Source organism: Reyranella sp., assembly GCF_052439685.1.
Lineage (GTDB): Bacteria > Pseudomonadota > Alphaproteobacteria > Reyranellales > Reyranellaceae > Reyranella.
This window is the reverse complement of record NZ_JBQVQG010000006.1, coordinates 109,777-129,356: the sequence shown is the minus strand read 5'-3', so window position 1 is coordinate 129,356 and position 19,580 is coordinate 109,777. Positions and strand designations below refer to the sequence as shown.

17 protein-coding genes and 1 pseudogene are annotated in these 19,580 nt (G+C 64.9%); 16 read left to right on the top strand and 2 right to left on the bottom strand.

Features of this window, described 5'->3' with window-relative positions; translation table 11 throughout:
- From ACT6UX_RS10550 to ACT6UX_RS10535, 4 genes are read left to right on the top strand one after another with little or no spacing between them, the layout of a single operon-like run.
- Nucleotides 1–2,136: a molybdopterin cofactor-binding domain-containing protein gene (locus tag ACT6UX_RS10550; RefSeq protein ID WP_444775106.1), complete on the top strand. Its 2,136-nt coding sequence runs from the start codon at nt 1–3 to the stop codon at nt 2,134–2,136.
- Between the two features lie 2 nt (nt 2,137–2,138).
- On the top strand, nt 2,139–2,672 hold the full coding sequence (locus tag ACT6UX_RS10545) for a cupin domain-containing protein (RefSeq protein ID WP_444775105.1): 534 nt from the start codon (nt 2,139–2,141) through the stop codon (nt 2,670–2,672).
- A gap of 3 nt (nt 2,673–2,675) precedes the next feature.
- On the top strand, nt 2,676–2,981 hold the full coding sequence (locus ACT6UX_RS10540) for a sigma factor (protein ID WP_444775104.1): 306 nt from the start codon (nt 2,676–2,678) through the stop codon (nt 2,979–2,981).
- On the top strand, nt 2,978–3,436 hold the full coding sequence (locus ACT6UX_RS10535) for a MaoC family dehydratase (protein WP_444775103.1): 459 nt from the start codon (nt 2,978–2,980) through the stop codon (nt 3,434–3,436). The genes ACT6UX_RS10540 and ACT6UX_RS10535 overlap by 4 nt, the downstream gene beginning before the upstream one ends.
- 2 nt (nt 3,437–3,438) lie before the next feature.
- Here ACT6UX_RS10535 and ACT6UX_RS10530 read toward each other — a convergent pair whose 3' ends face one another.
- Both ACT6UX_RS10530 and ACT6UX_RS10525 read right to left on the bottom strand, forming a co-directional pair.
- Complete coding sequence (locus ACT6UX_RS10530) at nt 3,439–4,116, bottom strand: type 1 glutamine amidotransferase domain-containing protein (protein ID WP_444775102.1); 678 nt, start codon at nt 4,114–4,116, stop codon at nt 3,439–3,441.
- Nucleotides 4,117–4,185: 69 nt separating this feature from the next.
- Nucleotides 4,186–5,037, bottom strand: coding sequence for an enoyl-CoA hydratase/isomerase family protein (locus tag ACT6UX_RS10525; protein ID WP_444775101.1), 852 nt, complete (start codon nt 5,035–5,037; stop codon nt 4,186–4,188).
- Between the two features lie 257 nt (nt 5,038–5,294).
- On the opposite strand from ACT6UX_RS10525, the gene ACT6UX_RS10520 reads away from it, so the two are divergent.
- The 12 genes and pseudogenes from ACT6UX_RS10520 to rpiA form a co-directional block, all read left to right on the top strand.
- Nucleotides 5,295–6,572, top strand: coding sequence for a carbohydrate porin (locus ACT6UX_RS10520; protein ID WP_444775100.1), 1,278 nt, complete (start codon nt 5,295–5,297; stop codon nt 6,570–6,572).
- A 153-nt stretch (nt 6,573–6,725) separates the two neighbouring features.
- A complete protein-coding gene (locus ACT6UX_RS10515) occupies nt 6,726–7,736 on the top strand; it encodes an alpha/beta fold hydrolase (RefSeq protein WP_444775099.1) in 1,011 nt (336 codons plus the stop codon).
- A gap of 434 nt (nt 7,737–8,170) precedes the next feature.
- A complete protein-coding gene (locus ACT6UX_RS10510) occupies nt 8,171–8,881 on the top strand; it encodes an HAD family hydrolase (RefSeq protein WP_444775098.1) in 711 nt (236 codons plus the stop codon).
- On the top strand, nt 8,878–9,963 hold the full coding sequence (tal, locus tag ACT6UX_RS10505; protein ID WP_444775097.1) for a transaldolase: 1,086 nt from the start codon (nt 8,878–8,880) through the stop codon (nt 9,961–9,963). The genes ACT6UX_RS10510 and tal overlap by 4 nt, the downstream gene beginning before the upstream one ends.
- A 32-nt stretch (nt 9,964–9,995) precedes the next feature.
- A complete protein-coding gene (gene pgi / locus ACT6UX_RS10500; RefSeq protein ID WP_444775096.1) occupies nt 9,996–11,633 on the top strand; it encodes a glucose-6-phosphate isomerase in 1,638 nt (545 codons plus the stop codon).
- A 183-nt stretch (nt 11,634–11,816) separates the two neighbouring features.
- Entirely contained in the window at nt 11,817–12,839 is a 1,023-nt protein-coding gene (gene gnd, locus ACT6UX_RS10495) for a phosphogluconate dehydrogenase (NAD(+)-dependent, decarboxylating) (RefSeq protein ID WP_444775095.1), read from the top strand.
- 88 nt (nt 12,840–12,927) lie between these two features.
- Nucleotides 12,928–15,024 carry a transketolase gene (tkt, locus tag ACT6UX_RS10490; protein ID WP_444775234.1) on the top strand — a complete coding sequence of 699 codons (2,097 nt, stop codon included), beginning with the start codon at nt 12,928–12,930 and terminating at the stop codon, nt 15,022–15,024.
- 16 nt (nt 15,025–15,040) lie between these two features.
- Entirely contained in the window at nt 15,041–16,603 is a 1,563-nt protein-coding gene (zwf, locus tag ACT6UX_RS10485; protein ID WP_444775094.1) for a glucose-6-phosphate dehydrogenase, read from the top strand.
- Nucleotides 16,604–16,651: 48 nt separating this feature from the next.
- A complete protein-coding gene (locus ACT6UX_RS10480; protein WP_444775093.1) occupies nt 16,652–17,443 on the top strand; it encodes a Cof-type HAD-IIB family hydrolase in 792 nt (263 codons plus the stop codon).
- The gene (gene pgl / locus ACT6UX_RS10475) at nt 17,440–18,156 is read left to right on the top strand and encodes a 6-phosphogluconolactonase (protein WP_444775092.1); all 717 of its coding nucleotides are present in this window, start codon (nt 17,440–17,442) and stop codon (nt 18,154–18,156) included. Before ACT6UX_RS10480 ends, pgl begins: the two co-directional genes overlap by 4 nt.
- Nucleotide 18,157: 1 nt before the next feature.
- Nucleotides 18,158–18,844 (top strand): ribulose-phosphate 3-epimerase, encoded by a 687-nt coding sequence (gene rpe / locus ACT6UX_RS10470; RefSeq protein WP_444775091.1) that lies wholly within the window; start codon nt 18,158–18,160, stop codon nt 18,842–18,844.
- Nucleotides 18,841–19,572, top strand: a pseudogene (rpiA, locus tag ACT6UX_RS10465) (ribose-5-phosphate isomerase RpiA); the annotation flags it as partial. The gene rpe and the pseudogene rpiA, both read left to right, overlap by 4 nt.
- Nucleotides 19,573–19,580: the final 8 nt, after the last annotated feature.

The following is a 19,580-nucleotide window of genomic DNA, read 5'->3' as shown; positions in this document are numbered from 1 at the left end:
ATGGCCGCGCTTTCTCGACGCGATTTCCTCGTCACAACCACTGCTGCGGCCGGGCTCCTGCTCAGCGTGAATCTGCCGGCTGCTGCAGTTCCGCCATTGGCCTTCACCAAAGGCTTCACGCCAAACGCCTTCGTGCATATCGGCGAGGACGGGCAGGTGACGCTCACCATGCCCTATGTCGAGATGGGGCAGGGAACCTACACGTCGATCTCCATGCTGGTGGCGGAGGAACTCGAGATCCCGCTCGGTCGCGTTCGTCTCGAGCATGCGCCGCCGGACGAGAAGACCTACGGCAACCCGCTGCTCGCCGGCGTGCAGGCAACCGGCGGATCGACCTCGATCATGGCGTCGTGGAAGCCGCTTCGCGAAGCCGGCGCGGTCGCGCGCGCGCTGCTGGTCAAGGCGGCGGCCGAGCAATGGAAGGTCGCGCTCGATACGTGCCGCGCCGAGGCCGGCGAGGTCATCCACGCGGCGAGCGGTCGGCGCGCCTCTTATGGTGCCCTCGCGGCTGCGGCGGCGCGGCTGCCGGTTCCCAAGGAAGTTCTCCTGAAAGACCCGAAGGCCTTCAAGCTCATCGGCACCCCGGCCAAGAGGCTCGACGCCGGCGGCAAGGTCAACGGGACGGCCATCTTCGGTATCGACGCGCGCCCGGCCGGCGTGAAGGTCGCGACCTTGGCACAGTCTCCGGTGTTCGGCGGTCGGCTGAAGCGGGTCGACGATCGGGCCGCGAGAGCGGTGAAGGGCGTGCGCCAGGTCGTACGCCTCGACGATGTCGTGGCGGTCGTCGCCGATCACATGGGGGCCGCGCTCAAGGGCCTGGCCGCGCTCGAAATCCAGTGGGAGGACGGTGCGCACGGGCAGGTGAGTAACGCTCAGGTCGCGCGCGAGCTCGAACAGGCGACGCTCGCCGCCGGGCCGGTGGCCGAGCAGGTCGGGGACGCGGACGCGGCGCTCGTCTCGGCACGGACGAAGATCGACGCAGTGTATGAGGTACCCTTCCTGGCCCACGCCACCATGGAGCCGATGAACTGCACCGTCCACGTCAGGCCGGACGGCTGCGATGTCTGGGTGGGAACCCAGGTGGCTGCACGCGCCCAGGCCGCGGCGGCCAAGGTGACCGGATTGCCGCTCGAGAAGGTCGTCCTGCATCAGCACTTGATCGGCGGGGGCTTCGGTCGCCGCCTCGAGGTCGATGGCGTTACGCGTGCGACCGAGATCGCGATGAAGGTGGCCGGGCCCGTGAAGGTGGTGTGGACGCGCGAGGAAGACATCCGCCAGGACATGTACCGGCCCTACTGGCTGGATCGCCTCTCGGCGGGCCTCGACGACAAGGGCCGGCCGGTCGCCTGGAGCCATCGCTTCGCCGGATCCTCGGTCATCGCGCGCTGGCTGCCGCCCGGTTTCGTCAACGGGCTTGATCCCGACAGCGTCGATGGGGCCGTGAAGCTCGCCTACGATCTGCCCAACAAGCGGGTCGAGTATCTGCGCGTCGAGCCGCACGGCATTCCTACCGCCTTCTGGCGGAGCGTGGGACCGTCGCACAACGTCTTCGTGGTCGAAGGCTTCATGGACGAACTTGCGGCGGCAGCACGCCAGGATCCGGTAGCGTACCGGATGGCGCTGCTCGACAAGGCGCCGCGTGCCAAGGCGGTGCTGGCGGTTGCCGCACAGAAGGCGGGTTGGGGCGAGACCCTGCCGCCCGGCTCGGGCCGGGGTGTGTCCCTGCAATCCGTCTTCGGCAGCTATTTGGCGCTGGTGGCCGAGATCGATGTCGCGGCCGACAAGTCCGTGAGAGTCCGGCGCGTCGTGGCGGCGGTTGACTGCGGAATGGTCGTCAATCCGAACACCGTCCGCGCGCAGATCGAGAGCGGCGTGAATTTCGGCATCACCGCGGCCCTGTACGGCGAGATCACCGTCAAGGACGGAAAGGTCGAGCAGTCGAACTTCGACGACTACCAGATGCTGCGCATCGACGAGGCGCCTTCGATCGAGGTGCACATAATGCCGAGCAGCGAAGCGCCGGGAGGCATGGGCGAGCCCGGAACCTCGGCCGTCGTGCCGGCCGTCGCCAATGCGGTCTTCGCCGCGACGGGCCGGCGCCTGCGCAAGATGCCGATCGATCTCTCGAGGGCATGATCATGACCCCTCGATCTAATCGTCGGCACGGCCTGTCGACCCTTATCGTCGCCGCGAGCAGCTTGATGGCGGCCTCCCAGGCCGAGGCACAGCAGCAGGGGGAGGCGCCGCGGCCGCATCAACCAGGAGAATCTGCGTTTCTCGCCGTTCTGCCTGAGACGGTCGAGTGGCGCGCTTTCCCGGCTTTTCCGCCTTCCGTGCGTCTCGCGGTCATCGTCGGCACCCCCGGAAAGGAGGGACCCTATACGATTCGCGTGAAAGTTCCGGGCGGCGTGAAGCTCGCGCCGCATCGGCATCCCGAAGATCGGGTCTACACGGTGATCTCCGGCGTGTTCTACATCGGCCTCGGCGATCGCTTCGACGAATCGCGCCTGCGGGCCTACCCGCCGGGAAGTGTCATCGTCCTGCCCGGCGGCACCTCTCATTTCCACTGGGCGAGATCGGGAGAGTACGTCAGCCAGGTGAGCGCCATCGGTCCGCTCGGGCTCGACTATGTCGACCCGCATGATGATCCACGCCGCACCGGGAAGGAGTAGGGCATGAACATTTCCTCCATCGCTCTCCCTGCCGCTCCGACACCGTCGCTCTGCCGACAATGGCACGAGCGACACGATATCTCCGCCGCCGTGGGGCTGGCGCGCCGGCATCGCCAGCTCGTGGTCGACATCGCCACCAGTTATACGCCGGGCAGCAAGCCATCTTCGGATCTCATCGCCGAAGGCCAGGTCGGCTTGATGCGGGCGATCTGCCGCTTCGATCCCGACGGCGGATTGGGCTTCGAGGCATGCGCGGCGATCCATGTGCATGCTGCCATCTTCGATCATGTCCTCAGGAGAGCCGGGTGAGCGAGCACTATCTCGAGGACTACCAGGTCGGCCAGGTCTACAGCTCGGCGACGGCTAGGGTCGAAGGGGAGCGGATCAAGTCGTTTGCCGCCGAGTTCGATCCGCAGCCGTTTCACCTCGGCGAAGTGGGCGCCGCCGGCACGGTGTTCGGCCGCCTTGCCGCCAGTGGCTGGCACACGGCCGCGCTCACGATGCGGCTCCTGGTCGAGGGGCGCCTCAGGCCGGCCGGCGGTGTCATCGGCATGGGATTCGACGAACTGCGCTGGCCGCTTCCCGTGCGTGCCGGCGACGTGCTCAGTGTTCAGAGCGAGATTCTGGAGGTGCGGGAATCCAAGTCGCGGCCGGATCACGGCGTGATCAGGGTGCGCTTTACGACAAGCAACCAGACAGGCGAGGCCGTGCAGGTCGCGACCGGCAGCCTGCTCGTACGCCGCCGGCCGTCCAACCCGCACTGATCTCAGGCGTTCAGGAGTTGCAGGAGCTTTAGCGCGCCAGATCCGGACGAGGCCGGATTCTGGCCGGTTACCAGGTGTCCGTCGACAAGAGTGAAGTCGGCCCAGTCGACCGCCTTCTCGTAAAGGCCGCCCAATCGTCGCAACTCGTCCTCGACCAGGAAAGGCACGACCTTGGTGAGGCCGACGATCTCCTCTTCGCTGTTGGCGAAGCCGGTGACACGCAGGCCTTTGACGAGCGGCTCGCCCTTGTGCGTGGCGCGATGGAGGACGGCGGGCGCGTGGCACACTGCGGCGACGGGCCGGCCGCTCCCGTAGAACGCCTCGATCAGGCTGATCGACTTCTGGTTATCGACCAGGTCCCACATGGGACCGTGACCGCCCGGATAGAAGATCGCGTCGAACCCGTCCGGCCTGGCATCGTTCAGGAGCGACGTGCCCGCCAGGACCTTCTGCGTCGCGGGGTCCTGCTTGAAGCGTGTCATCGACGCGGTCTGGTTGGCAGGATCGTCGCTCTTGGGATCGATCGGCGGTTGCCCGCCCTTGGGCGACACCAGGGTGACGTCGGCGCCGGCATCGCGGAACGTGTAGTAGGGTGCGGTGAATTCCTCGAGCCAGAAGCCGGTCGGCTTGCCGGTATTTCCCAGCCGGTTGTGCGAGGTCAGTACCATCAGGATCTTCATCGTCGATCTCCAGGGAAAGACATCAGCCCGGAGCGGCTGATGGCGGGGGAATGAAATGGAGCGGGGCCGTTACCTGGCCGCGCCGGCTTCGCGGTACTGCGCCGTGAAGCGACCGAGCTGTCGCTCGACGTCGGTGGGCTGCTGCAGGCCCTTCTCGACCAGTATCTTGAGGCGTGCCTGGGCCGCCGGCCGCTGCACGGAGGCGATGAAGGCGTCCCAGCCCGGCTGCATCTCGGCATCGGGCGGAAGGCTCGCGACATCGACCAGCCGCTTGGTCTCGGCGATCGTCTGGTGATCGAAGCCCGCGATACGCATCGCCAAGGCATCGACGAAGGCATCCAGCTCGGCATCGGGGAGGGCACGGTTCACGTAGCCGTACCGCTCCGCCAGCGCACCGTCGAAATCGTCGGCGCCGATCAGGATTTCCAGCGCGCGGCCGCGGCCGAGCAGGCGCGGCAGCCGCGCCATCGGGCCGCCGCCCGGTACGAAGCCGGCCCCGACCTCGAACTGCGACAGGATCGCCTTCTCGCGACTGGCGAAGCGCAGATCCGCGGCGAGCGCTAGTTCGCTGCCGATCCCGCTTGCACGGCCGCGAATCGAGACGATGGAGATCGCCTTGAGCCGGGCGAGGCGCACCATGAAGTCGGGCACGGGATGCATGCCCGTCGGTCCGGGCTCCATGCCGGTCGAGTCCTCGAGCGGCTTGAGGAGGTCGTAGTGGGCCATGAAGAAGCCGGGCACGACGCTGTCGAAGACGACCACTTTCACATGCGGATCGGCCTCGAGCTGCTCCAGCACCTTCATGAGTTCCCGCATTTCGGCAGGCCCCACGATGTTCAGGGGCGGGTTGTCGAGCGTGACGACCCAGTAGGCTGGATTCCTCCGCGTCACGCGGACTTTCGCTCGGTTGGATGGGGACATCTGCAGAGCTCCTTTGCTCACCGTTGGGGACTGCAAACAGATGTGGCGCGGATGGCCTGCGCTCCATTGAACGAAAGTATCGGCGACACCTTCGTTCAATCGCCCGGCCCCGATGCCGCCGCCATCAATGAGATCATCCGGAATGTCCCGGTGCGAGGTGACGGGGGTTCCACACAATGCGCCGGCAGAGACGAAGTCTGCGTATCGGATCGCTTTGGCAGCATGTGGGCTCGGCCGCGCTGCTGGCGGCGCTTCTGGTGAGTGGGAATGTTATTCAGGCCAACGAGCCGTCGCCGCAGGAGCCTGACAGGACCCGAGACGTTCCGTGGCTTCTCGGCGACTGGAACGGGCGTCGCGTCTGGCTTCAGGACCGCGGCCTGGATCTGCAGCTCGGATACACCGGAGAGTTCGCCTTCAACGCGACGGGCGGCGTCCGGCAGCAGGCCGCCTATGCCGACCAGTACCTTGCCGGCGCGACTTGGGACCTCGAACGGCTGGCTGGCCTCAAAGGCATGACCTTCCAGGCCACGGTCACAGCGCGTACCGGGCGTAACCTCAGCGACGACGTTACAATGGGTACGCTCCAGCAGGTCCAGGAAATCTACGGCCGCGGTCAGGCGCTGAGGCTGACGCAGCTCTGGGTGAACCAGCGCCTGTTCGACGGAAGGATCGACTGGAAGGTCGGCCGCATGACCTTCGGCGAGGATTTCGTGTCGTTCCCGTGCGAGTTCGAGAACCTCACCTTCTGTGGCGCTGCGCCCGGCAACCTCGTTCCCGGCTATATCTACAATTGGCCGGTCAGCCAGTGGGCGACGCGGCTGCGCTATAACATTGACGGCTTTGGCTACGTGCAGGCCGGCGCGTGCGACGTCAATCCGCAGTATGCCTCTACCAACGACACGCTGTTGCCCGTGTTCTTCAAGGGCTCGACGGGCGTGCTCATCCCGATCGAGCTGGCCTGGTTGCCGCGCCTCGCCGGCGGGTTGCCTGGCAGCTACAAGATCGGGGCATGGTACGACACGTCCACGGTGAACGACGTGGTGAGCGATAGCAACGGCAATCCCTACGCATTGACCGGATTGCGGCCTCGCCGCCAGCAAGGGCGGGCAGGCGGCTATCTCAGCATCGTCCAGCAACTGACGCCGCTGGCCGCAGGAGAGACGAGAAGGGGGCTCAGTGTTTTCCTGAATGCCGTGGTGACCGGCGACAGGAGCTCGACCACCGACAGTCAGGTGGCTGCCGGCCTGGTCTATACTGGCCCGTTTCGATCGAGGCCGGACGACGATGTCGGCTTCGCGGTCGGCATGACCCGCGTCAACAGCCGCATCGCGGCGTCGCAGGCCTTGGCGAACAGTCTCGGGCTCGGGCCGGTCGCGGTACAGGGCGCCGAGTTTCCCTTCGAGCTTCATTGCACGTTTCGGCCAGTGAACGGCGTCCTGTTGCGTCCCAGCATCCAGTACGTGATCACTCCCGGCGGCACCGGCGCCAACCTCAATGCACTCGTGTTCGGGTTCACGACGTCGATCAATTTCTGACGGAAGGGTCCCTGAAAGGGTGCTGCCGTATCGCTGCCGTCATGGCCGGCCCCGTCAGGGTTATACCTTCGCATAGCTGTGACGGGGCCTCCGTGATCGTCATGGTGGCTACGGTCCAGAGGTCGTTAACGACATTCGTCGGAGGGAATTGCCATGGAACCCGTGAACGTTCGACGCCGGCATGTGCTCGCTGCGACAGTGATCGGCGCGGCCGCAATCACTGCAGTCGGAACACCCTCCGCTTTCGGGCAATCGTCCCTCGACAGCCGCTTCGGTCCGCCGCGGCGGATCAGGGCTGGAGATCTCGAGGTCGCCTATGCAGAAGCGGGCCCGGCTTCGGGCATGCCCGTCCTTCTGCTGCATGGCTGGCCTTACGACATCCACACCTATGTCGACGTGGCGCCACGCCTCGCAGCCGCCGGCCATCGCGTGATCGTCCCGTACCTGCGAGGCTACGGCGCCACGCGCTTCCTTTCGGAGACGACGCCCCGCAACGGGCAGCAGGCGGCCCTTGCCGCCGACGCCATTGCGCTCATGAATGCGCTCGGCCTCGAGCGGCCGATCGTGGCCGGCTGTGACTGGGGCGCAAGGACGGCCTGTATTCTCGCCGCCCTGTGGCCCGAACGTTGCCGCGGGCTCGTCTCGGTAAGCGGCTATCTCATCGGGAGCCAGGAGCTCAATCGAGCGCCGCTGCCGCCTCAGGCCGAGCTGCAATGGTGGTACCAGTACTATTTCGTGACCGAACGAGGAGAAGCCGGCTATCGCAAGTACACGCATGAATTTGCGCGATTGATCTGGCAGCTCGCCTCACCCAAGTGGCAATTCAGCGACGCGACGTTTCGGCGATCTGCTGATGCCTTGGGCAATCCGGATCAAGTGGCGATCGCCATTCACAACTACCGCTGGAGACTCGGCCTGGCGCCAGGCGAAGCGCGTTTCGACGATCTCGAACGTAAGCTCGCGTCGTTCCCTTCCATCGTCACACCGACCATCACGCTGGAGGGCGATGCCAACGGGGCGCCGCATCCCGACCCCACCAGTTACGCCCGCAGATTTACGGGCAAATACCAGCATCGGCTGGTTACCGGCGGGATCGGCCACAATCTACCGCAGGAAGCCCCCGGCGCGTTCGCGAAAGCCGTGATCGACGTCGCGACATCCTGATACTCAAGTGTTGGCGGCACCAAGGTCCAATGGATCGGTGAAGCGGAAAGGCTTTTCGTCCTCTTGCCCGCTGGCCCGTTCAGGCTGGCGTAGATCAAGAGGTCGAATCCCATGGTTACCCCGTTGAACGTTGCTGTACTCGTCGGCAGTCTTCACAAAGACGCCTACAGCCGCAAGATTGCCCATGTCCTGGTGGGCCTCCCGCCGGCGTCCCTGGACTGTCGCATCGTCGAGATGGCTGATTTGCGATCGGTGACTAAATGAAGAGCTTACGACGCGGACAGGAACGATCGTGAACGTGTGACCTTCACGGCATTGGCGCGGCGATCACTGCGAATTTCCCGATGTGGGGATTCTTGAAAGCAGTTTGTCTTTGTGATCTCACGGGAGCATGATCCGTCAGGGGGAGGGGGCGGCGCAGGGTATCTACTGCAATGATGCGGCCTCATCCGATCGTCTTCCTCGTCGACGTAGATAACACGCTGGTCGACAATGACGGAATCCAACAGGATCTGAAGGACCACCTTGAGGAGGTCTATGGCCTCGCTGCCCGCGAGCGCTATTGGACGATCCTCGAGGGCCTGATGACCGAGCTCGGCTATCGCGATTACATCGGAGCCCTCCAGCGTTTCCGTGTCGAACATCCACGCGATGTCGAGCTGTTGGCGATGTCCTCCTTCCTCATGGATTATCCGTTCGCTGACCGCCTCTATCCACAAGCGCTTGAAGTGCTGAAACGGCTGCGCTGCCTGGGCCTGACTGTGATCCTGTCGGATGGCGATGTCGTCTTTCAGCCTCGCAAGGTCGAGCATGCGGGGCTGGCCAAGGTCGCGGATGGAAACGTACTGATCTACATCCACAAGGAAGAGGCGCTGGACGATGTCGAGCGGCGATATCCGGCCGAGCATTACGTTCTGGTGGATGACAAGCTGCGAATCCTGGTGGCGGCCAAGCAGTACTGGGGTGAGCGCGTCACCACCGTATTGCCGCGCCAGGGCCAGTATGCGCACGACACGAAAGTCGTGAGCGCCCTGCCGCCGGCGGACGTAACGATCGAGCGCATCGGCGATTTGCTCGGCTATGACCTGGTTGGTCTGCGTACGGCCGCCACACCGGTTACACCCAGCCTGAAGGTGACACGATGAAGCCAACCCAAAAGCTCCACGACCTCGGCCAGAGCCTATGGCTCGACAACATCACGCGCGATCTGCTGAACAACGGCACGCTGCAACGCTACATCGACGATCTATCGGTGACGGGACTCACGTCGAATCCGACGATCTTCGACAATGCGATCAAGAACAGCGCGATGTACGACGAAGACATTTCCCGATCGGCCTCCGCGGCCAGATTGGGAGAGGACGCGTTCTTTCCCCTGGCTCTGGCGGATTTGACCCGCGCCGCCGAGCTGTTCCAGCCGACTTTCGCGCGGACGGACGGGGTGGATGGCTGGGTTTCGCTCGAGGTCTCGCCTCTCCTGGCCCACGACACCAACAGCACCCTGGCGGCCGCGCTCGATCTTCACAAGCGCGCCGGCAAACCCAACCTCTTCATCAAGATTCCCGGCACCGCGGAGGGACTGGCCGCCATCGAGGCCGCGATCTTCGCCGGCGTGCCTGTCAACGTCACATTGCTCTTTTCGCGCGAGCAATACATTGCGGCTGCCGAAGCCTATTTGCGCGGCGTCGAGCGGCGCATCGCGGCAGGACTGAATCCGGCGGTCGCCTCGGTGGCGTCGCTGTTCGTCAGTCGCTGGGATGTTGCGGTCGGCGGAAAGGTGCCGGCCGAGCTCACCAACCGGCTGGGGATCGCGGTCGCCCAGCGCGCCTACAAGGCCTATCTCGAGCTGCTGGCCTCGCCGCGCTTTCAGCGCGTTGCGAATGGCGGCGGCCGCGCCCAACGCCTGCTATGGGCCAGCACCGGGACCAAGGATCCAAAGGCGTCCGACGACCTGTACATCAAGGCGCTCGCCGCGCCCTTCACGGTCAATACCATGCCGGAGGGCACTCTCACGGCGTTCGGCGATCATGGCACCGTGGGTGCAGCACTTGCATCGGATGGAGGCGACTGCGAGACCGTTCTTGCCAGCTTCGCCAAGACGGGAATCGACATCGCGACACTCGCCGCCCGTCTGCAGGACGAGGGTGCCTCGTCCTTCGTCAAATCCTGGCATGATCTGATGGCCCGCATCGAATCCAAGCAACTTTCGATTCGCAAAGCGAGCTGATCACAGTCCCACCGTCTTAGAGGAAACAATCAATGCCCGTGCCGCCTCTGCACTCGCGCCCTGCGTGGACGCTGCTTAAGAAGCATCATCAGAAGATCAAGCGTGTTCAACTCAGGCAGCTCTTCGCCAAGGATCGCGATCGCGGTGAGCGACTGGCGGTCGAGGCCGCTGGAATATATCTCGACTACTCCAAGAACCGGATCACCGACGAAACCTTGGGCTTGCTGCTGCAGCTTGCCCAGGAATCGGGGCTGCGGGATCACATCGACGCCATGTTCCGCGGCGACAAGATCAACACCTCGGAGAAGCGCGCGGTGCTTCACGTCGCGCTCCGCGCTCCGCGCGGTGCCTCCATCATGCATGACGGCCAGAACGTGGTGCCGGAAGTCCATGCCGTTTTGGACAAGATGGCGGATTTCGCCGAACGGGTGCGCAGCGGCGCCTGGAAGGGCCATACCGGCAAGCGCATCCGCAATGTGATCAATGTCGGAATCGGCGGCTCCGATCTCGGCCCTGTGATGGCCTACGAAGCGCTCAAGCACTACAGCGAGCGCGCCATGGTTTTCCGCTTCGTCTCGAACGTCGATGGCACGGACTTCGCCGAGGCGGTGTACGACCTCGATCCCGCCGAGACGGTGTTCATCATCTCCTCCAAAACCTTCACGACCCTGGAGACCATGACCAACGCGCATACAGCGCGGGACTGGCTGCTGGCCGGAATGAAGGGCGACGCGTCGGCGACCGCCAGGCATTTCGTCGCCGTTTCCACCAATGCCAAGGAAGTGTCGAAGTTCGGCATCGATACGGCCAACATGTTCGGCTTCTGGGACTGGATCGGCGGCCGCTACTCGATGGATTCGGCCATTGGGCTGTCGACCATGCTTGCCATCGGGCCGGAAAATTTCCGCGCCATGCTGACGGGATTCCATGAAATGGACGAGCATTTCCGGACGGCGCCGTTTGAGCGCAACCTGCCGGTCCTGATGGGTTTGCTTACCGTCTGGTACAATAATTTCTTCGGAACCCAGACCGTCGCCGTGTTGCCCTATCAGCAATATCTCAAGCGGTTTCCCGCCTATCTCCAGCAGCTCACCATGGAGAGCAACGGCAAGCACGTGACCTGGGATGGCGTCGCCGTCGATTACGATACCGCGCCGATCTACTGGGGCGAACCGGGAACCAACGGCCAGCATTCATTCTATCAGATGATCCACCAGGGGACCCGGCTGATCCCTTGCGATTTCATTGCCTTCGCCCAGACGCTGAACCCGTTGGGCCGGCATCAGGACATTCTCCTCGCCAATGTCTTCGCCCAGACGGAGGCCTTGGCCTTCGGCAAGACCGCCAAGCAGGTCACGGCCGAGCACACACCCGAATGGCTCGTGCCGCATCGGCTGTTCGAGGGCAATCGTCCGTCGAACACCATCCTGCTCGACGCCCTCACGCCGGCGGCACTGGGCAAGCTGGTCGCGCTGTACGAGCACAGCGTCTTCACCCAGGGTACAATCTGGCAGATCGATTCCTTCGACCAATGGGGCGTGGAGCTGGGCAAGGCTCTTGCGCAGCAGATCGTTCCCCAGCTCGAGAGTGCCGAGGAGCCCAAGCTCGCGCACGACAGCTCGACCAACGCGCTGATCCGTCGCTATCGCAAGCTCAAAGGATCCGCCTGATGGATATCAAGCCGAGGCCGGGCCTGACGCGGCAGAAGGCGAGGCGCGAGCAGGCGGTCGCCCGGGTCGCCGCGCGCTATCGCGAATCTGTCGGTCTTTTCGATGAGCACCGCAGTCGCCCATCATCCGGGACCCCATGATCGGTCTCATCGCAGCATCGTCTAGGACGTAAGGGGTTAGCACATGCAATTGGGAATGATCGGCCTTGGCCGGATGGGAGCGAACATGGTGCACCGCCTGCTGAAAGGCGGCCATGAGTGCGTGGTGTACGACCGGTCGCCGAAGGCGGTGGCAGAGGTTGTGAAGGACAAGGCCGTCGGCACCGCGTCGCTGGCCGAGTTCGTCAAGACTCTCTCTAAACCCCGGGCCGTCTGGTTGATGGTGCCGGCCGGGGTCGTGGACCAAACCATCGCCGATCTTCTGCCCCATCTCGAAGCCGGCGACATCCTGATCGACGGCGGCAACTCCTACTACATCGACGACATTCGCCGCGCCAAGGAGCTGACGGCCAAGGGCATCCACTATGTCGATGTCGGCACCAGCGGCGGCGTCTGGGGCCTGGAGCGCGGCTATTGCATGATGATCGGCGGCGAGAATGAAGTGGTAAAGCGGCTCGATCCGATCTTCGCGACGCTGGCGCCGGGCATCGGCGACATCGCCCGCACGCCGGGGCGCGAGAAGAAGTCCGGTGGCACCTCGGAGCAGGGCTACCTGCATTGCGGCCCCAACGGCGCCGGCCATTTCACCAAGATGGTTCATAACGGCATCGAGTATGGCGTCATGGCGGCCTATGCCGAGGGCATGGCGCTGCTCAAGGCGGCCAACATCGGTAAGAAGGCCGGCGAGGTCGATGCCGAAACCACGCCCTTGCGCGACCCCGAGCATTATCAATACGACCTCAACCTGGCCGATATTTCCGAGGTCTGGCGCCGCGGCAGCGTGATCGCTTCCTGGCTGCTCGATCTCCAGGCCTCGGCCCTGATCAAGGATCCCGACCTGTCGCGATTCGAAGGCCGCGTCTCGGATTCCGGCGAAGGCCGATGGACGATCAAGGCCGCCATCGATGTCGGCGTGCCGGCCCATGTGCTGTCGTCGGCGCTGTACGAGCGCTTCAGTTCGCGGGGCGAGGCCGATTTTGCCGATAAGCTGCTCTCGGCCATGCGCTACGAGTTCGGTGGGCATATCGAGAAGCCCGCCGGCTCCTGACGATGCCCGCGCGGCGGTCGGAGGAGACATGGGCGGCCATATCCAGGCTCCTGCCTCTTTCCGCCGCGGCTTCGCGGGAGAGGAATGAATCGCAGCCGCGGATGCGCCCGTAATGGAGATGAGCAGCATGACCAACGAAGAGCTCGATCAACTCTCGATCAACACCATCCGCACACTCTCCATCGACGCCGTGCAGGCAGCGAAGTCGGGTCATCCCGGCACGCCGATGGCGCTGGCGCCGCTGGTCTATACGCTGTGGAACCGCGTCATGCGCTTCGACCCGAAGGATCCGATCTGGCCGGACCGCGACCGCTTCGTGCTGTCGAACGGTCACGCCTCGATGTTGTTGTGGTCCATCTTGCATCTCACGGGGACGCAGGCCGTGAACGCAGAGTACGAGCGCCTCGGGACGCCGTCGGTGGCGCTCGACGACATCCGTCACTTCCGCCAGCTCGGCAGCAAGGCGCCGGGCCATCCGGAATATCACTGGGTGTCCGGCGTCGAGACGACGACGGGTCCGCTGGGGCAGGGTATCGCCACCAGCGTCGGCATGGCGATGGCGCGGCAGTGGCTGGCCAGCCGCTACAACAAGCCTGGCTTCGAGCTGTTCAACTATAACATCTATGCCGTGTGCGGCGACGGCTGCCTGATGGAGGGCGTCGGCTCGGAGGCGGCTTCGCTGGCCGGGCATCTCGGCCTCGGCGACCTATGCTGGATCTACGACAACAACCACATCACCATCGAGGGCAAAACCAGCATCACCTTCACCGAGGATGTCGCGGCGCGCTTCGCTGCCTACCACTGGAACGTGCTGCATGTCGGCGACGCCAATGATCTCAAGAGCATCGAGGACGCGCTTGCGGCCTTCCGCCAGACCAAGGGCAAGCCAACGCTGATCATACTCGACAGCCACATCGGCTATGGCTCGCCACACAAGATCGACACCGCCGCGGCCCACGGCGAGCCTCTGGGCGACGACGAGGTCAAGCTCACCAAGCGTGCCTATGGCTGGCCGGAGGACGCCAGGTTCCTCGTGCCCGATGGGGTCATGAAGCATTTCGACGACGGCATCGGGGTGCGTGGCGCCGAGGCCCGCCAGCGCTGGGAGGCGCTGTTCGCCGACTACCGCAAGCAGTTTCCCGAGCTCGCCACCGAGATCGACCAGCTGCAGCGGCGCGAACTCCCCGCCGGTTGGGATCGCAACCTGCCGACCTTCAAGGCCGATGCCAAGGGCATTGCCGGTCGCGACGCTTCAGGCGAGGTGTTGAACGTGCTCGCCCAGAACATACCCTGGTTCCTGGGCGGTTCCGCCGACCTCGGGCCGTCGAACAAGACGACGCTCAAATTCGCTGGCGCCGGCGACTTCGAGCCCGGCAGCCCCGGTGGCCGCAATCTCCATTTCGGCATCCGCGAACATGCCATGGCGGCCATCGTCAATGGACTGTCGCTTTCCAAGGTTCGGGCGTTCGGGGCGACCTTCTTCATCTTCAGCGACTATGCCCGGCCGGCCATCCGGCTGTCCGCGCTGATGGAGCTTCCGACCCTTTTGATCTTCACCCATGACGCGATGGGCGACGGCGAGGACGGGCCAACCCATCAGCCGGTCGAGCAACTCCTGTCGCTGCGCGCCATTCCCGGCCTGGTCGTGCTGCGGCCCGGAGATGCCAACGAAGTAGTCGAGGCCTATCGCTGCATTCTACAGCTGCGCCATCAGCCGGCGGTGATCGCGCTGTCGCGCCAGCCCCTGCCGACCTTCGATCGCGGCAAGTACGCATCGGCCGCTGGTGTCGCCCGTGGTGCCTATGTCATGGCCGACGCTCCGGGCGGTCCGCCCGAGATCATCCTCATCGCGACCGGCAGCGAGGTCGCACTGGTCGTCGAGGCCCATGAAGCGCTGACGGCCCGCGGGATTCGCTCCCGCGTCGTCTCCATGCCCTCGTGGGACCTCTTCGAGCACCAGCCGAAAGCCTATCGCGACGAGGTCTTGCTGCCCGGCGTCAAGGCGCGCATCGCGGTCGAGCAAGGGTCGGAATTGGGATGGGACCGCTACGTCGGGTCTGAGGGGCGCGTCATCGGCATGAAGACCTTTGGTGCATCGGCGCCGCTCAAGGAACTACAGCACAAGTTCGGCTTCGAGCCCGACAAGGTCGTCTCGATGGCGATCGAAATGCTCGGGCGAGAATAACGAAAGGCAGACGATCATGACGGGCAAACAGGATCGCGCACCCCAGGCCGAAGCGGTGGCGAAGGCCGAGCCGGCGCCTCCTTGCGCCATGGTGATCTTCGGCGCGGCCGGCGATCTCACGAAGCGTCTCATCATGCCGGCGCTTTACAACCTGGTGAATGCCAAGCGACTGCCCGAGGGCTTCCGGATCGTCGGGGTCGATCGCGCGGCTAACACGTCCGAGAGTTGGGCCAAGGGACTGACCGACACGATGCACGAGCTCATCAGGGGCGACGGCGAGTTCCAGGCCGACCATATCGACGATGCGTCCTGGCGCTGGCTGACCGACCGCATGACATACCTGCAGGGCGACCTCACGGATGCGGCAGCCTACAGCCGGATCAGCGAACATCTGGCCGGCCTGGAGAAGACGGCCGGCACGCAGGGAAACGCGCTGTTCTATCTGGCCGTCGCCGATCGCTTCTTCAGCGTGGTGGTCGCGGGACTGGGAGCGGCCAACCTGGTCGAGGAAGAAGATGGGAAGTGGCGACGGGTCGTGATCGAGAAGCCGTTTGGCCATGATCTGCCCTCGGCCAAGGCGCTTAATGCAGAGATCCTGAAGACGCTCCAGGAGCATCAGATCTACCGGATGGACCATTTCCTGGGCAAGGAAACGGTACAGAACATCATGGCGCTGCGCTTCGCCAACGGCCTGTTCGAACCGCTGTGGAACCGCGAGCATATCGATCACGTCCAGATCACCGCCTCGGAAACCGTCGGCGTCGAGCGTCGCGGCAAGTTCTACGAGACGACCGGCGCCTTGCGCGACATGGTGCCCAACCATGTCTTCCAGCTCCTGTCGCTGACCGCGATGGAGCCGCCGATCTCCTTCGAAGCCGATGCAGTCCGCGCCAAGAAGGCCGAGGTCATCGAAGCGATCCGCCCGATGACGCCGGAAAACGCCCTGACGGACGCGGTGCGCGGCCAGTATGCCGCCGGCACGGTCTCGGGCAAGGCCGTCCGCGCCTATCGTCATGAGCCCGACGTCGCGCCGGATTCGGCGACCGAGACCTACATCGCGTGCAAACTGCAGATCGACAACTGGCGCTGGGCCGGCGTGCCGTTCTACCTGCGCACCGGCAAGTTCATGAATCGGCGTTGGACCGAGATCGCCATCCGGTTCCACCAGGCACCCTTCACCCTGTTCCGCGACACCGACGTCAAGCGCATGAACCCCAACTGGTTGATCCTGCGCATCCAGCCCGACGAGGGAATCGCCCTGGAGTTCGCGGCCAAGCGTCCCGGCCCGACCGTGACCCTGGGCAACGTCAGCATGGACTTCGCCTACAAGGCCTATTTCGACATGGCACCCAGCACCGGCTACGAGACGCTGATCTATGACTGCATGATCGGCGACGCGACGCTGTTTCAGCGCGCCGACAATATCGAGGCCGGTTGGCAGGCCGTGCAGCCGATCCTCGACGCCTGGGCAAGCAATCCGGTCAAGGACATTCCCACCTACGTCGCGGGCAGCAACGGCCCCGACGCGGCGGACGAATTGCTGGCGCGCGACGGGCGCACCTGGCGGCCGCTCCAATGAAACGACAGCCCTGAGGTCACGATGGCAGAGAAGCGCAAAATATCCCTGGTGCTGGCCGACGTCGATGGCACGCTCGTGACCGAGCAGAAAGTGCTGACCCCGCGCGCCCAGGCGGCCGTGTTGCAGCTACGCAAGGCCGGAGTCCGGTTCGCCATCACCAGTGGGCGGCCACCGGCAGGCATGTCCATGCTTTTCGACCCCCTCGACCTCGATACCCCGATTGCTGGCTTCAATGGTGGCCTGGTCATCAAGCGCGATCTTACGATCATCGAGCAGAAGACCGTGCCGGCCGATGTCGCCGCCGAGGCGATCAAGCTGATCCAGGCTCACGGGCTCGATGCCTGGGTCTATCGCGGCAACGACTGGCTGGTCGCCAAGGCCGATGCGCCGCATGTCGTCCACGAAGCCTGGACCGTCAAGTTCGACCCGAAAATCGCGAAGGACGTCGCGGCACAGTTGGACCAGGTCTCCAAGGTGGTCGGTGTCGGCGACGATCTCGACGTGGTGGAACGCTGCGAGGCCGAGGCCCGGACGGTGTTGGGGCATCTCGCGACGGCAAACCGGTCGCAGCCCTATTATCTCGATGTGACGAACAAGGATGCAAACAAGGGCGCGGTGGTGGACTTCCTGGCGCGGCACCTCGGCGTGCCGGTCGAAGAGATCGCCACCATCGGCGACCAGCCGACCGACGTGCCTATGTTCAAACGCGCCGGCTTCAGCATCGCGATGGGCAATGCTTCCGACCAGGTCAAGGCGCAGGCCAGCGTTGCCACCGATTCATATAACGACGAGGGCTTCGCCAAGGCGATGGAACGCTTTGTTCTGGGGCAGTCGACATGAAGGGACGGATCGAAACGCTCGCCGATCCGGCAGCGCTCGCATACCACGTGGCAGAGTGGCTGACGTCGGCGGCGCTCGCGACGACGGGCGATTTCCGAGTGTCTCTTTCGGGCGGTTCGACGCCAAAGGCTCTCTTCGCCCTGTTGGCCTCGGATCCCTTCGTCGGGCGCATCCCGTGGGCCCGGGTTTCGTGGTTCTGGGGCGACGAGCGGTTCGTTCCCCATGATCATCCGGAGAGCAATTACCGGATGACCCGCGAGGCGATGCTGGCCAAGGCGCCGGTGCCGCCAGCGAATGTCCATCCTGTTCCGGTCGACGGCGCTCCCGAAGAGGCCGCCGCGCGCTATGAACGGATACTGCAAGCGGCCTATGGCGCCCCGGTGCTGGATCCGGCGCGGCCCATGTTCGACGTCACCCTTCTGGGCCTCGGCCCCGATGGGCATACCGCCTCGCTGCTGCCAGGCGAAGCTGTGCTGGATGAGCGGACGCGCTGGGTGGCCGCAGTGTCGCACGGCCGGCCCGAGATCCGCATCACCACGACCTATCCGATGATCGAGAGCAGCCACCGGGTCGCATTCCTGGTGTCGGGCCGGGCGAAGGCGGAGATCTTCAAGGCAATTCGCGCGGGGGGCAGCGACGCTCCGGCGGCGCGCGTGAAGCCTGTGGGCGAGCTCATCTGGTTCGTCGATCGTGCGGCTGCCGGCGAGGGGTAGAATGGCTTCCTCGATCCTCATCGCACCCTCGGTCCTGTCGGCCGATTTTGCACGACTGGGCGATGAGGTGCGCGCCGTCGACGCCGCCGGCGCCGACTGGATCCATGTCGACGTGATGGACGGCCGTTTCGTGCCGAACATCACCATCGGGCCGGTCGTTCTGCAGGCCATCCGCCGCGTGACGGCAAAGCCACTCAATGTTCATCTGATGATCGTCGAGCCGGAGCGTTATCTCGAAACTTTCGCCCAGGCGGGCGCCGATCACCTGCTGGTGCAAGCCGAGCCTGGTTCGACAGTCCACCTGCATCGCACGCTCAGCCACATCCGCGCGCTCGGCAAGAAGGCCGGAGTGGTGATCGACCCGGCGAGCCCGCCCGAGCTGATCGAATACGTCCTGCACCTCTGCGACATCATTCTGGTGATGACGGTCAATCCGGGCTTCGGCGGCCAGTCCTTTCTTCCCGAGATGTTGCCCAAGATCCGGCGCATCCGGGCGATGTGCGCCGAACGTGGCCTCGATCCGGTGATCGAGGTCGATGGCGGCGAGAACGAAAGGACGGCCGGACTGGCGGCTGCCGCGGGCGCCATGGCGATCGTGGCAGGCTCGGCGATTTTCGATCAGAAGGATTACAAGGCAGCCATTGCGGCGATCCGGGCCAGCGCGACAGCCGGTGCCGCCAAGCCATGAGCGCTGGCGCACCTCCTGCCGATGCCGGTCGCGATGCGCTGAAGCGCGCCGCGGCGGAAGCGGCGGTCGGGCTGGTCGAAGACGGCATGGTGGTCGGGCTGGGCACAGGTTCGACGGCGTTTTTTGCCGTCGAGGCGCTGGCGCGTCGTCATGCGCAGGGATTGCGTTTCGTCGGCATTCCCACGTCGCAGCGGACGGCAGCGCAGGCAAGTGCTGCGGGCATTCCGCTCACCTCGTTCGCCGAGCATCGCCAGATCGATATCACCATCGACGGCGCCGACGAAGTGGAGCGCGGCACGCTCAACCTGATCAAGGGGCTGGGCGGAGCCTTGTTGCGCGAGAAGATCGTCGCCAACGCCAGCCGGCGGCTGGCCATCGTCGTCGACGGGACGAAGCTGGTGGACCGGTTGGGTGGGCGCACACCGGTTCCGGTCGAGGTCGTCTCCTTCGGCCTCGAAGCAACCCAGGCCTCGCTCGAGGCGCTTGGCGCCAGCGCCCAACCCCGGCAGTCGCCGGCAGGGCGCGCGTTCGTCACCGACAGCGGCAACGCGATCCTCGATTGCAGCTTTGGCGCGATCGCAGATCCGGCGAGGCTGGAGCAGCGCATCGAGCGCATCGTCGGCGTGGTCGAAAGTGGCCTGTTCGTCGGCCGTGCCGCGACGGTCTTCGTCGCCGATGGATCGGGTGTCCGTCGCCTCGATAGCCCGCACATCCATCGCGGCAGGCCGCCGATCCT